This window comes from Algibacter sp. R77976, assembly GCF_044594645.1.
In the GTDB taxonomy this organism is placed as follows: Bacteria; Bacteroidota; Bacteroidia; order Flavobacteriales; family Flavobacteriaceae; genus Algibacter_B.
Genome location: NZ_CP138989.1, coordinates 951,440 through 966,588 on the forward strand (window position 1 = coordinate 951,440; position 15,149 = coordinate 966,588).

Below are 15,149 nucleotides of genomic sequence, written 5' to 3' on the forward strand. Positions count from 1 at the left end.
CTTTGTATAAAACTTAATATCTTCACTTCTCCTTATATTAAGTTTATAAGAATGAATTCCTAACACTTTTAGGATATAAATGATTACAATAATTACATGAGTAAAAAAAGAAAAGGGAAATCCAAAAAGAATGGTATTTCCAACCTAACAAATACAATCTTAAGTATTTTAAAAAAAGAAAGAAACCAGAGTTTTAATTATAAACAAATTGCTGCTAAACTTGGTGTTAACGATGCCAGTAGTAGAAATCAAATTATAAAAACACTTGCTAAATTAGCGGGTAAAGAAGAAATTCAACAAGTAGAACGCGGTAAATTTAAAGCTGTTGTTAATACAGAATACCATATTGGTAAACTAGATTTAGCAGCTAAAGGAAACGGCTATGTTATCTGTGATGATTTTGAAGATGATGTATTTATAGCATCAAACAATATTAACAAAGCGTTACATGGTGACGAAGTAGAATTTTATGCTTACAAACGAAGAAAACGTGGTAAAGCTGAAGGTGAAATAACCAATATTATAAAACGTGCAAAATCAGAATACGTTGGTGTTATTCAAATACACGAAAAAAAGAATTTTGCTTTTGTAGTAGTTGATAGTAATAAAATGTACAAAGATATTTTTGTACCTATTAATAAAATTAACAAAGCTCAAGATGGCGATAAAGTTTTAGTAAAACTTGAAGATTGGCCAGAAAAAGCAGATTCTCCTTATGGAAAAGTACTTGAAGTACTTGGTAAACCAGGAGAACACAACACCGAAATTCATGCTATTTTGGCAGAATACGGATTACCGTTAGAATTTCCACATGAAGTTGAAGCGTTTGCAAATAACATAGATACTTCAATTACAGAAAAAGAAATTGCAAACAGACGCGATATGCGTAAAGATTTAACCTTTACCATAGACCCGAAAGATGCTAAAGATTTTGATGATGCTTTATCTTTCGAAATTCTAGATAACGGTTTATACGAAATAGGAATCCATATAGCAGATGTGTCACATTATTTACAAGAAGGTACTATTTTAGATGATGAAGCTTACGAGCGTGCTACATCTGTATATTTAGTAGATCGTGTGGTGCCAATGCTTCCAGAAGTATTATCAAACAATGCATGTTCTTTGCGTCCGCATGAAGAGAAATATACATTTTCTGCAGTTTTTCAAATGAATGATAAAGCAGAAATTAAAAACCAATGGTTTGGTAGAACTGTAACCTATAGCGATGCACGTTATGCTTACGAAGAAGCTCAAGCTGTTATAGAATCTAAAACAAATACCATTCCTGCCGAAGTTTCATTAACAGGTAAAACATATCAAACCGATCAAAAATTAGCAGATGCCATTTTAAAAATGGACGAATTAGCTAAAATTATGAGAGGTAGACGTATGCGCGATGGTGCTATTTCTTTCGATAAAGTTGAAGTAAAATTCAATTTAGACGAGCAAGCAAATCCGGTTGGTGTTTTCTTTAAAACAAGTAAAGATGCTAATAAACTTATAGAAGAGTTTATGCTTTTAGCAAACCGAAAAGTTTCAGAATTTATAGGAAAACAAGATCCTAAAAAAACATTTGTATACCGTGTGCATGACGAACCAGACGATAGTAAACTAGCGTCATTACAAAATGTGGTGAGCCGTTTTGGTTATAAACTTAATTTTAAAGATAGAAAAAGCACAACAGCCTCTTTAAATAATTTATTAAAAGAAGTAAACGGTAAAAAAGAGCAGAATTTAGTTGATACGCTAACTATTCGTAGTATGAGTAAAGCCGAATATACTACACATAATATTGGGCATTATGGTTTAGCTTTTAACTATTATAGTCATTTTACATCGCCAATTCGTCGTTATCCTGATGTGATGGCGCACAGATTATTACAACACTATTTAGATGGCGGAAAATCGGCTAACGAAGACCTTTACGAAGAAAAATGTAACCATTCTAGTAACATGGAAGGTTTAGCAACCAGAGCCGAACGTGATTCTATAAAATACATGCAAATTCGTTTTATGGAAGATCATAAAGATGAAGAATTTGTTGGTGTTATTTCGGGTGTAACAGATTGGGGTATTTATGTAGAAATAATTTCGAATAAATGCGAAGGTATGGTAAGCGTTCGTGATATGAAGGACGATCATTATGCTTTTGATCAAGATGTATACGCTATGGTTGGTAAAATCAATGGTATGGTTTATCAATTAGGCGACGAGGTTGTAGTAAAAGTAAAAAACACCGATTTAGTTAAAAAACACTTAGATTTTAATTTAATAGGAAAACCAGAAAAAGCTTAAATATGTTTGTAACATTTTAATGTTTTTTGCTACTCATAATAAAACTTATAATTATGATACTTACAACAACAAATTCAATTGAAGGACATAAAATTCAAGACTATTTAGGCATCGTTACAGGTGTTTCAAGTAATATTAAAACGTCTTTTTCTTTTAAAACTGAAAAGAATATGAATATGATTTCTGAAATCATAAATAAAGCAAAAGAGGAAGCTTTTCAAAACTTAAAAGATAATGCTATAAAACTTAAAGCAAACGCAATAGTAGGTATTAAATTAGATATGGAAACTGAAGCAGGCTCTTACTTTTTTGTATCTGTTACAGGAACAGCTGTTAAGGTTATTTAATAAGTTATAATGTTTTCCTAAAGTTAGTTAACCACATAACAATTATTAATAGTTTTACGTTTTAATCAAAACAAAATAATATGAAAACATTAATTAAAGTTGTTGTTCTATTTATTACAACTGTTTGTTTAGCCCAAGATCCTATAGAAAAAACCATTGGAGAATTTAGTGAATTAAAAGTTTACGACTTAATTGAAGTAGAACTTATAAAATCTGATAAAGACGCTATATCTATAACAGGTAAAAATGCATCTGATGTTTTAATAAATAATAAAAACGGTACATTAAAAATAAAAATGAAGCTTGAAGAGGCTTTTGATGGTAACCAGACTAAAGTAAAATTATATTACACTAATATCGATGTAATAGATGCAAATGAAGGTGCGCATATTTATACAGAAGATGTTATTAAGCAATTTGAAATAGATTTAAATGCTCAAGAGGGAGGAATAATTAATGCTAATATTGATGTTAAATATATTAATGTTAGAGCAGTTACAGGAGCAAATATTAAAGCTTCTGGTTTAGCAAAATATCAAGATGTTTCTATTTATACAGGTGGAAGTTATGATGGTAAGCTTTTAAAAACAGAACTTACAGAAGTATCTATTCGAGCGGCAGGAGAAGCAGAAGTAAACGCTTCAAATAAAGTAGTTGCTAAAGTAAGAGCTGGAGGAGATATTTATATATATGGGAATCCAGAACAGATTGATGAAAGTAGAATTTTGGGCGGAAGAATTAAAAGAATAGAAGAGTAATGTTTTACGTAATAGATTAAAAAAAATATTTTTTAAATATGTTAAACCAGAACAATTAATTGTTCTGGTTTTTTTGTTTTATAAACCAAACACTAACTATACATAATCCGTTTTACACCTTATTTTTATTACCTTAGTACCATAACATAGAATATAACATGTCGAAAAACATTAAACATTTTGTTCTTATTTGCTTTCTTGGGTTATGTTTATCAGCAGCAACTCAAGAACGACCACCAATTAATGTGTTTTATCCTGAAGACTATGGAGGTGAATCACAAAACTGGTCTGTTTCTCAATCTGATGAACGTTATATATATGTTGCTAATAATAAAGGATTATTAGAATATAATGGTGCAAAATGGAACTTATATAATTCGCCAAACCAAACAAACATTCGTACTGTAAAAGTCATTGATAGTTTAATTTATACGGGAAGTTATCAAGATTTTGGTTATTGGAATAAGAATAATTTTGGTGTTTTAGAGTACACATCACTCTCTAAAGAGTTAGATATAGATTTATTAGAAGATGAAGAGTTCTGGAATATTTTGTCTGTAGACAATTCTATACTCTTTCAATCTCTTGACCGAATTCATATTTATAATAAATCGACCAAAAATTATAGTATTATAGAATCTGAAACAAAAATTTCTAGATTGTTTAAAGTAGGATCCAGTTTTTATTTTCAAAGCCTAAATAAAGGGTTTTACATTATTGAAAATGGATTAAGTAAACTAGTTTCAGACAATACTATTATTAAAAATAATGTTATTGTTAACGTTTTTAATAATAATTCTAAAACGTTACTACTTACTCAAGATAAAGGTTTTTTCGAATTGGATAAAAATAAGTTACAAGCTTGGAATATTCCAGCTAATAATGTGCTGCAACAAGTAAGTGTGTTTAGTAGCATCCAACTTAAAGATAAGAGTTTTGTTTTAGGTACAATTTCAGACGGGTTAATTCATCTTACTCAAAAGGGCGCTGTGAATTTTAGAATTAATCAATCCGATGGGTTAAGTAATAATACAATTTTAGCTTTACACGAGGATCTGGATAATAACATATGGCTTGGGTTAGATAATGGAATTAATTGCATAAATATTAAATCCCCATATCATTTTTATTATGATTATAATGGCATGCTGGGAAGTGTATATACATCAATAGTACACAACAATATTTTATATTTAGGAACTAACCAAGGCTTATTTTATAAGCCATTAAAAAGTAATGAGAAGGTTAAGTTTATAGAAGGTACTCAAGGACAGGTATGGTGTCTAGAAACCATTCAAAACACACTCTTTTGTGGACATAATGCTGGTACTTTTATAATTAATAATAATAAAGCAAGTAAGATTTCAAATATTCAAGGGACATGGCAAGTAAAATCTATAAGTAATAATAAAGATTTATTAATTCAAGGAAATTATAATGGTTTAAACATCTTGCAAAAAAAGAATGGTAATTGGGAATTCAAAAATAGAATTGAAGGATTTGATATTTCAAGCAGATTTTTTGAATTTTTAAATAATGAGGAAATTTACGTTTTGCATGAATATAAAGGCGCATTTAAACTTAAATTGAATAAAGATTTTACTCGTGTTTTACAATTTACACAAGATTCATTAATGAAAGTTAAGTTAAACTCTAGCCTTACAAGGCACAATGGAAGTTTGCTTTTTTCAAATAAAAACGGTGTTTTTAAATATAATAATGATTCTAAAAGGTTTATAAAGGATTCCTTAATAAGCCAGTTAATTGATAAAGAGAATTTCACGTCAGGTATAGTTATATCTGATACCATTACAAATAAATTATGGAGCTTTTCATCAAAAGGAATTAACTATTCTACTACATCTAAACTAAGTGGTGAAGTTAAAATAAATAGTATACCGTTTCCTGAAGATATTAGAAAAGATGTTATAGATTATGAAAGTGTTACTCATTTATACGATCACAAATTTTTATTTGGATCTACTACTGGTTACTTCGTTCTTAATTTAGATAAAATTGTTACTCATGAAAATGAGATTAATATAAATCATATTTCTGTAAGTAATTTAAAAGACAATAACTCTTTTAAATTAGTAGATATTAGTGAAGAGCTTCAATTTGATAATAAAGAAAACAATTTACAATTTTCTTATAGTATTTCAGAGTTTTCGAAAACACATAAACCAGAATATCAATATAAACTAGAAGGTATTTATGATAATTGGAGTGATTGGAGTACAAATGGAACGGTGTTATTTGAAAACCTACCTTATGGGGATTATAATTTTAGTGTAAGAGGAAGAGTTGGTAATCAAGTGTCTTTAAATACCGAGACGTATTCTTTTAACATTGCTTGCCCATGGTATTTATCTAATAAAGCTATTGGGGTTTATGTTTTATCTCTATTACTTTTGTCGTTTCTTATACATAATATATATAAACGCTATTATAGGAAACAACGTGAACGTTTATTATTAAAAACTACAAGAGAATTCGAACTAAAAGAATTAGAAAACAAACAACAATTAATGCGTTTTAGAAATGATAAGCTAAGAGAGGATATTGAAAATAAAAATAGAGAACTTGGCATTTCTACCATGAGTCTTATTAAGAAAAATGAATTTTTAAGCACTATTAAAGCAGAGCTTGAAAATGCAGAAGGCAATAAAAATTTAAATAAGGTTATTAAAATTATAGATAAGAACCTTAATAACACAGATGATTGGAGTTTGTTTCAAGCAGCCTTTAATAATGCCGATAAAGATTTTCTTAAAAAGATAAAAAGTATGCATCCTAGTTTAACAGCCAACGATTTGCGTCTTTGCGCATATTTACGCTTAAACTTATCTTCAAAAGAAATAGCCCCTCTCTTAAATATTTCTTCAAGAAGTGTAGAAGTTAAACGCTACAGATTAAGGAAGAAAATGGATTTAGCTCATGAATCTAGCTTGTCCAACTACATTTTAGAAATATAATTTCCACTACATGGTTGTTTTTTACCTATACAATACCACAACATTTAGTGATTTTTAACATTTTAACATTTTTTATTATTATATATAATTTGATAATAATAACCTGTGCATATTAGGTTTTTACCAGATTTTACTACCTTTTTTTGTCATGTATGTTTTTTGTTGAGGTGTTTTTTGTTAATAATTACTTAATGCCTTATTAAATTTACCTTAAACTTAAACTAACATATTTATGAAACACACGCTTTTACAAATTTTAGCTTTATTCTTTATAGTTCACGTAAGTGCACAGAATATTGATGTAAGCGGAAATGTTCAGGATGAAACAGGGTTTCCTATTCCTGGAGCGAACATTATTGTTAAGAATACTTCTAAAGGTACCACATCAGATTTTGATGGTAACTTTGTCTTAACAGGAGTTGAATCTGGAACTACTATTTCAGTAAGTTACATTGGTTATGTAACTAAAGACGTAGTTGTTACTAGCAACAAAGCATTAACCATTCAATTACAAGAAGATTTAGCACAGCTAGACGAAGTGATTGTAGTAGGTTATGGAACGCAGAAAGTCACTAAAGTATCTGGTGCAATTTCTACAGTAAAATCAGAATCAATAGAAAAACTAAAACCTTTAAGGGTTGAAGAAGCTTTACAAGGTAGTGCTTCTGGTGTTTCTGTAATTCAAAGTGGATCACCAGGAAGTAAGCCAACGGTATTGGTTCGTGGTATCCCTTCTTTCTCTGGTGTAGACCCAGTTGTAATTATTGATGGTGTACCACAATCGTTAGATGATTTAAACTCTATAAGTTCAGGAGATATTCAATCGCTTAATATTTTAAAAGATGCTGCTTCTACAGCTATTTATGGTGTTAAAGGTGGTAACGGTGTAATTGTTGTAACTACTAAAGGCGGAAGAAAAAATCAAAAAACAGAATTTAATTATAATACCTATACAGGTACACAATCTGTAATTAGAAAAATAGGTTTATTAAATGCATCAGAATATGCTACAATGGTAAATGAAGGTAGTGCAGCTGCTGGTGATGGTTTAATTTTTTCTGATATTTCTAGTCTAGGATCAGGTACAGATTGGCAAGACGAAATTTTTAAAGACGCGAGTGTTACCTCTCACACATTATCTGCTCGAGGAGGTTCAGAAACTGTTGGATACTTCTTATCTGCAGGATATTTAAGCCAAGGTGGTGTTGTAGGAGGTTATGATAAATCTAATTTTAATAGAGTAAACTTTACAGCAAATTTAGATTTTCAATTAACATCTAAATTAAAATTCTTGGTTAATACAAGTTATGCTAATATAAAAACCAAAACAGTTGCTGAGAATTCATTTAACTCTATTTTGGGTAATGCTATTAACTTCGATCCTACAGTATCTGTTCGTAATAATGACCCTAATGATTTTGCAACTTACGGATATAGTAATCTATTATTATCAGAGATTTTTAATCCTGTACAACGTTTAGACGATACTTATAACCAAAACAATGGCGATAAATTATATGGTAAATTCGAGTTACAATATGACATTTTAGATAACCTTAAAATTACATCTCGTTTAGGTTATACTAAATGGGATAATGTTAAAAAAGAGTTTACTCCTTTAGCGTATTATGGACCTAATAATGTATCTAGTCAATATTTACCAAATGGAACTGTGCCTTTACAAACAATAGATAATGGTGATGGTACAACAAGTACAATTCCAACATATAACAATAGTGTATCAGAAACAGAGGAATCTAATTTTAGTTATACGTTCGAAACCTATTTGAGTTACGACTTTAATCTAAACGAAAAACACAATTTTGATGTTGTTTTAGGTATTTCAAGAAGTAAATCTACTGGAGATGAAATAGGTACAACTAGACAAGATGTAAGAGATAATTCTTGGGCATGGGCAGATATAAGTGCTGCAACTGGGGTTAATACGGAGTTAAATACCAATGCTTATACAGGTTATAGTTCTCAAGATTTAGAACGTAGAAATATGTCTTTCTTTGGTAGAGTTAACTACGATTATCAAGACAAGTATTTAGCATCATTCTCAGCAAGACGAGATGGTTCTATAGCTTTTGGTGATGATAATAAGTTTGCTAATTTTTATGCAGGGTCTTTAGGTTGGGTAGTTTCTAACGAGGATTTCTTTGATTCTGAAGCTATTAATTTCTTAAAAATAAGAGGAAGTTATGGTACAGTTGGTAACGAAAATGTAGATCCTCAATATGTAAGTATTACAGTTGGCGGACCAAGTTACAATTCTACTGCAAATAGTAATGGATATACTTTTGGAACTGAATTTGTTTCAGGAGCAACAGTAAACTCATTTAGCAACCCTACATTAAGTTGGGAAGAGCAAACACAATATAACATAGGTTTCGATGCTACTCTATTTAATAACGTTTCAATAACTGCAGATTATTTTAATAAATCTGTTGATGGTTTATTATTTACAGATGCACCTCCGCTTTATGCTGGTACGTCAGAACCTGTAAAGTCTAATATTGGTAGTACAGAAAGTAAAGGTATAGATTTAACTTTAGGTTATAAAAACAATGGTGATGTACTTAAGTTTAATACATCGCTAACTTTTACAACGTCTAAAAATGAAGTAACTGAAACTAATAGCGATGGTACTGCGTTTGTTTCGGGTGGTTCTTATTTTAATGGTCAAGCTCATGATGCTACAAGATTTGAAAAAGGCTTTACTCCTGGGTATTTTTATGGTTTCCAAACTAATGGATTATTTCAAAACCAAAATGAAATTGATGACCATGCTACACAAGCAGGTGCTCAACCAGGTGATATTCGTTTTGTAGATATTAACGAGGATGGTATTATAAATGATGAGGATAAAACTGATATTGGAGATCCATTTGCAGATTTCACTTTGGGTTGGAATTTAGGATTTGAATATAAAAATTTCGACTTAAGTATGTTTACTTATGCTTCTGTAGGAAACGATATTTTTAGAGCTTACGAGCGTAATGCTTTATATACTAATAAAGACAGAAGTATATTAAATAGATGGACAGGAGAAGGAACAACTAATGATTCTAGCAATCCGCGTTATACTTTTAATGACACTAATAGTAACATCAGACCATCAGATCGATATGTAGAAGATGGTAGTTTTATTAAAATTAAAAGTTTAATTTTAGGATATACTTTACCAGAGAGTTCAAATAATGTATTTAGTAAAGTGCGTATATATGCTCAAGCTAAAAACCTGTTAACACTTACAGAATATACTGGTTTTGATCCTGAAATATCAGGAGGTATTTTAGATACAGGTATAGACAGAGGGGCTTACCCACAAGCAAGAACATTTTTAATTGGTCTAGACCTTAAATTTTAACATCCAAAAAATATATTAATATGAAAAATATAAAAAACAGTATTGGGTTAATCATAATACTTTCAATCTTTGTTGGTTGTTCAGATGTTGTTGAATTCGACCCGCATGATGAGTATGCTGTAACAGAAATAGATTATCTACAAACAGAATCAGATTATCAAACCATGGCAGTTAGCTGCTATACACCATCACAATGGTTAAACGGTGTAATGGTTATTGGAGATATTGCATCAGATAACGCTGTAGCGGGTGGTGAAAATGCTTCTGATGTTTTGACATTACAAAATATTGATGATTATGATTATCAACTTTTAGCAAATAATAGCACACTAGAAGATTTATGGAAATCGGCTTACGAGGGTGTTAATAGAACAAACTACTTAATCAGTTATAAAGATGTTAATCTTTTGGGAGATTCAGTAGATTTTGATGGAAAGGAAGCACTTTATGGTGAAGTTCGTTTTTTAAGAGCCTATTACTATTTTAACTTAACCAAAATGTTTGGCGATGTACCTTTATTTACTAATGGTAAATTAGGCCTTTCAGATTTTGGAACTTTAGAAAGAGCGCCTCAAGCAGATGTTTATGCACAAATAGAAACCGATTTATTGGATGCAATAAGCGTATTACCAACAACAGCATCACAACAAGGTAGAATTACAAAATATGCAGCTCAAGCTTTATTAGGGAAGGTGTATTTATATCAAGAAAAATTTGATTTAGCAGCTCCAATGCTAGAAAATGTGGTAAATGGCCCATTTAGTTTAATTTCAGATTATGATAGTATCTTTTTATTAGAAAACGAAAATGGTCCAGAATCAGTTTATGAAGTCCAATACTCAAATGGTTCACCATATTATAATTGGAGTGGCCAAACTAGAGGACAAGGAAATTATGCCGTTCAACAATGTGGTGTTAGAGGTTTTAGTGGTACTGCCGATATGCCTTATAACCCAGGTTGGAGTACTAATTTACCAACACAAGATTTAGCAGCTGCTTTTGAAGATGGTGACCAAAGAAAAGACGCTACATGTTTTGACGTTGCAGCTTATGCAGCAGCAAATCCTGCTCTTGAAGTAACATTCCAAGTAGCTCCTTTTAAAAATACAGATTTATATAACAAAAAGTATTTACCAAGAAAAGGACAAACAAGCGGACAGGTTGAATTAAACTATGAAAATAACCAGCGTATAATACGTTATGCAGACGTTTTATTAATGGCTGCAGAAGCAAACTTAAGAGGAACTTCAGGAAGCGCTACAAAGGCACAAACATATTTAGATATGGTAAGAGATAGAGCTTTTGGTGATGAAGACCACAGAGTTACTGCAACAGTACAAGCTGTTTGGAATGAAAGAAGACTAGAACTAGGTATGGAAGGCGATCGTTTTTTCGATTTAGTTAGAACAGGGCAAGCGGCTACTGTATTAGGTAGTGGTTATAGTACAGCTACTAATGGGGTATTTGCGATTCCGCAAAGAGAAATTGATATTTCTGGTTTAACCCAAAACGATGGCTATTAATAACTTAAAAAATAAATTATGAAAACTTTAAAATATATTTTTAGTACACTCCTAATCATAGCTCTGGTTTGGAGTTGTGAGGAAGATAAGTTTGGTGAAACCGACTTTGTTAATAGTATTACTATTCCAACAAACATTGCCGCTGGGGTAAATGTAGTTCCTGATAATTCAGGACTAACACTTATAACTCCAACTGGTCAGGGAGCAGTAACGTATGTTATAGATTTTGGAGATGGGTCTGGATCATCTGAAGTATTGGCTCCAGGTGAATATGCAGAGCATGTATATACCGAAGGTACCTATGAAGCTATAATTACAGCGACTAGTCTTAATGGTAAATCTGCTACAGGTACACAAACTGTAGTTGTATCATTCAGAGCACCAGAAAATATTGTAGTTACTTCCGAAATAGATGGTGCAAATCCATTTTTAGTAAATGTATCTGCAACTGCAGATTATGCTTCTAGTTTTTTAGTATACTTTGATACTTCTAACCCAGACGAGGTTGGAACACCTTTATCAATAGACGGAACAGTAAGTAATGAGTACGCTGGTGTTGGTGATTATACTATAAAAGTTGTTGCCTTAAGTGGTGGTGCAGAAACTAGCGAGTTAGAACAAGTTGTAACCATTTCGGCTCCTGTTATATTCCCTATCGATTTTGAAGTTTTTGACACTTCTGCATTTACAGGATTTGGCGGTGCTTCAGCAGAAGTAATTGACAACCCTGATACAAATGGAAATGCATCTGCAACAGTTGGTAAAATTGAAAAGGGAGGTCCAGAAGTATGGGCAGGAAATGTAATTACAATGTCTTCTCCAATAGATTTTAGTCTTAAAAAAGCAATGAAAATGAACGTTTGGTCACCAAGACCTGGCGGAAAATTGATTTTAAAAATAGAAAACCTTGATGATGCTTCAATTAACATTGAAAAGGAAGCAACTTTAGATGGAAGTAGTAGCTGGGAAGAGGTTGTTTTTGATTTATCAGATATTGATGAAACACAATCTTATCAAAAACTAGTATTCTTCTTTGATTTTGGTGTTGTAGGTGCTGGTGGTGCAGATTGGACATTTTATGTAGATGATATTAATCAAACTATAATATCAAGTGGTGCAACAGGTTTGCCTGGTCAATGGGTAATGGCTCCAGAAGGTGGTGCATTAGGTGTTGGTCCAACAGCTGGTAGTATAGAGTGGTGGAATTGTGACGATGCTTGTGTAACTAGTAGAGCATGTTATTATGACGATTTATATGTATTTGGTGAAGATGGGTCATTCCAAAACGTTTTAGGTGCTGAAACCTGGACTGAAGGATGGCAAGGTGGAGCAGATTCGTGTGGAGCTCTAATAGCACCTCATGATGGTTCAAATCCTGCAACATATACTTACGATGAAGGTGCTGGTACTGTTACTTTAAATGGACTAGGTGCGTTTATAGGTATTCCTAAGGCTTATAACGGAGGAGAATTAACAAATCCTGCTGATGCTCCTGATTCAATTACATATAATATTGAATTTTTAGATGACGATACTATTTCTATTAACATAGATGCCGGAGGAGCATTCTGGAATTATAGATTAATTAGAGCTGGTGCAGTAACTACTCCTCTAACAGGAACATGGCAATTAGCTAATGAAGGAGGAGCTTTAGGCGTTGGCCCAGCTGTTGGTGACGTAAGCTGGTGGAATTGTGACGATGCCTGTGTAACTAGTAGAGCATGTTATTATGATGATTTATATGTTTTTGGTGAAGATGGATCTTTCCAAAATGTTTTAGGAACTGATACTTGGACTGAAGGTTGGCAAGGTGGTGGAGATTCTTGTGCCGCTCCTGTAGCTCCGCATGATGGTTCTATCCCTGCAACATATACATATGATGATGCGGCAGGCACATTTACGCTTAATGGCAAAGGATCTTATATAGGTTTACCAAAAGCAGTAAATGGTGCAGAACTTACTGACCCTAACGCTGCTCCAGAATCAGTAATATATAACATAGAGTTTGTAGATAATAATACTATAAACGTTAATATAAATGTTGATGGAAGTGGTGGAACTGTTTTTTGGCAATATAAGCTTGTAAAAATCTAAAAAAATTAAATTATGAAAAATATAAAATATTATATCGGATTATTTTTGACCCTAGTTTTATTAAGTACTAGTTGTCAAGAAGATGATGCAGTAGTTGGTGACATTATTACTCCAACCAATGTAACCATAGCAGCAGAAATTGTTGGTGTTGATGCTGATAATCCTTATGGTGATGGTAGTGGATTTGTAAATTTTACAGCTACTGCTGATAATGAAATAACGTACCAATTTGATTTTGGTGATGGTAATGAAGATGTAGAACCTTCAGGTGAAATACAACATAGATTCACAGTTACTGGAGTAAATACTTTTACAGTTGTTGTTAATGCTGTGGGAACTGGAGGGGTTATGTCAAGTACATCGATGAATGTAGAGGTATTTAGTTCTTTCTCTGACCTTGAAGCTGTTGATATGATGGCGGGAAGCACAATAGGGGGTAATAAAACTTGGTATTGGGCGGCTAATGTTGCTACTCATGTAGGGTTAGGTCCTTATGAAGACGACTACGGTAGTGGTGAATTTGCTTGGCCAGCATGGTGGAATAGTATTGGCCCATGGGATGAAGAAAAATCATGTATGTATACTAATGAGTTTGTATTTACAAGGCTGGAAGAAGGTCTTACTTTCGAGCAAACTGTTGGTCCTGCTTTTATACCAGGAACTTATGCTGGTGTTATTGGTGTAGATGGAGATACTTGTCATGATGAATCTGTAGCAACTACTATGTTTGGTGTTAAAAATGTATCGTTTTTACCATCGTCATCAAAAGCGGCTTTAGAAGGTTCTTATAATGATGCACCATATAGAGGTACAAGTTTTGAAATTTCTGATGGCGGATTTATGGGATGGTATGCAGGTGCTAGTTCTTATGATATTATATCTGTAACTGATGATGAACTTTATGTAAGATATGTTGAAGCTGGTAATGTTAATGTATGGTATCAATTGTTTACATCAACTAAGCCTACTCAAGGTGAAGCAGTATTTGAGTCAGAGTATAATACATTGGCTTGGTCAGATGAGTTTGATACTCCTGGCGCACCAGATGCCGCAAACTGGACCTATGATTTAGGTGCTGGCGGTTGGGGAAACCAAGAAGTACAAACATATACTAACGATGCAAGTAATGTTATTGTTGAAGACGGAATGCTTAAAATTACGGCTATAAAAGATGGTTCTAGTTATACGTCTGCAAGACTAAAATCAATTGGTTTATACGAGTTTAAATATGGTCGTGTTGAGGTAAGCGCTAAGCTTCCAGGAGCTCAAGGTACATGGCCCGCTATATGGATGTTAGGAGCTAATTTTCCAGATATTGGGTGGCCACATTGTGGTGAAATTGATATCATGGAACAAACAGGTGGAGACAAAAACAGATCTCTTGGTACATACCATTGGTTCGATACTGGCACGAATGCTAATGCCAGTTATGGAGAATCATTACCAATTGAAAATGCATCTTCAGAATTCCATTTATATGGTCTAGAATGGACAGATGAAAAACTAACTGTTTTATTAGATAATGTTGCTGTAGTTTCTATGGGTATTGGTGAAGATTTACCCTTTTATGATAAAGACTTCTTTTTCATTTTAAATATTGCAATGGGAGGTACTTTAGGTGGAGATATCGATCCTGCATTTACGCAAGATACTATGGAGATTGATTATGTTAGAGTATATGAATAATCAGTAGAATGTAATTTATAAAAAGGGTCGGTTTAACTCTTATAACCGGCCTTTTTTAACTTTAAGTGTGAGTTAATAACACATTTAAAGTCTTT

8 protein-coding genes are annotated in these 15,149 nt (G+C 32.3%); all 8 read left to right on the forward strand.

Annotation, left to right across the window (positions count from 1 at the left end):
• Positions 1–96 precede the first annotated feature (96 nt).
• The 8 genes from rnr (at position 97) to SJY43_RS04145 (ending at position 15,054) form a co-directional block, all read left to right on the forward strand.
• Positions 97–2,298, forward strand: coding sequence for a ribonuclease R (rnr, locus tag SJY43_RS04110; RefSeq protein ID WP_396602574.1), 2,202 nt, complete (start codon positions 97–99; stop codon positions 2,296–2,298).
• Positions 2,299–2,351: 53 nt separating this feature from the next.
• Entirely contained in the window at positions 2,352–2,645 is a 294-nt protein-coding gene (locus tag SJY43_RS04115) for a YbjQ family protein (protein ID WP_396602575.1), read from the forward strand.
• A gap of 80 nt (positions 2,646–2,725) precedes the next feature.
• Positions 2,726–3,403 (forward strand): head GIN domain-containing protein, encoded by a 678-nt coding sequence (locus SJY43_RS04120; RefSeq protein WP_396602576.1) that lies wholly within the window; start codon positions 2,726–2,728, stop codon positions 3,401–3,403.
• A gap of 158 nt (positions 3,404–3,561) precedes the next feature.
• Positions 3,562–6,378 carry a triple tyrosine motif-containing protein gene (locus tag SJY43_RS04125; protein WP_396602577.1) on the forward strand — a complete coding sequence of 939 codons (2,817 nt, stop codon included), beginning with the start codon at positions 3,562–3,564 and terminating at the stop codon, positions 6,376–6,378.
• 232 nt (positions 6,379–6,610) lie between these two features.
• Positions 6,611–9,751: a SusC/RagA family TonB-linked outer membrane protein gene (locus SJY43_RS04130; RefSeq protein ID WP_396602578.1), complete on the forward strand. Its 3,141-nt coding sequence runs from the start codon at positions 6,611–6,613 to the stop codon at positions 9,749–9,751.
• Between the two features lie 20 nt (positions 9,752–9,771).
• A complete protein-coding gene (locus SJY43_RS04135) occupies positions 9,772–11,274 on the forward strand; it encodes a RagB/SusD family nutrient uptake outer membrane protein (RefSeq protein ID WP_396602579.1) in 1,503 nt (500 codons plus the stop codon).
• Positions 11,275–11,292: 18 nt separating this feature from the next.
• Complete coding sequence (locus tag SJY43_RS04140) at positions 11,293–13,368, forward strand: PKD domain-containing protein (RefSeq protein WP_396602580.1); 2,076 nt, start codon at positions 11,293–11,295, stop codon at positions 13,366–13,368.
• Positions 13,369–13,380: 12 nt separating this feature from the next.
• Complete coding sequence (locus SJY43_RS04145) at positions 13,381–15,054, forward strand: family 16 glycosylhydrolase (RefSeq protein WP_396602581.1); 1,674 nt, start codon at positions 13,381–13,383, stop codon at positions 15,052–15,054.
• Positions 15,055–15,149: the final 95 nt, after the last annotated feature.

Bases quoted from the DNA above. Each gene is read 5' to 3' on its own strand.
- SJY43_RS04130 (WP_396602578.1), top strand. From the start codon at position 6,611: ATGAAACACACGCTTTTACAAATTTTAGCTTTATTCTTTATAGTTCAC.
- SJY43_RS04120 (WP_396602576.1), top strand. From the start codon at position 2,726: ATGAAAACATTAATTAAAGTTGTTGTTCTATTTATTACAACTGTTTGT.
- SJY43_RS04125 (WP_396602577.1), top strand. From the start codon at position 3,562: ATGTCGAAAAACATTAAACATTTTGTTCTTATTTGCTTTCTTGGGTTA.
- SJY43_RS04115 (WP_396602575.1), top strand. From the start codon at position 2,352: ATGATACTTACAACAACAAATTCAATTGAAGGACATAAAATTCAAGAC.
- SJY43_RS04135 (WP_396602579.1), top strand. From the start codon at position 9,772: ATGAAAAATATAAAAAACAGTATTGGGTTAATCATAATACTTTCAATC.
- SJY43_RS04145 (WP_396602581.1), top strand. From the start codon at position 13,381: ATGAAAAATATAAAATATTATATCGGATTATTTTTGACCCTAGTTTTA.
- rnr (WP_396602574.1), top strand. From the start codon at position 97: ATGAGTAAAAAAAGAAAAGGGAAATCCAAAAAGAATGGTATTTCCAAC.
- SJY43_RS04140 (WP_396602580.1), top strand. From the start codon at position 11,293: ATGAAAACTTTAAAATATATTTTTAGTACACTCCTAATCATAGCTCTG.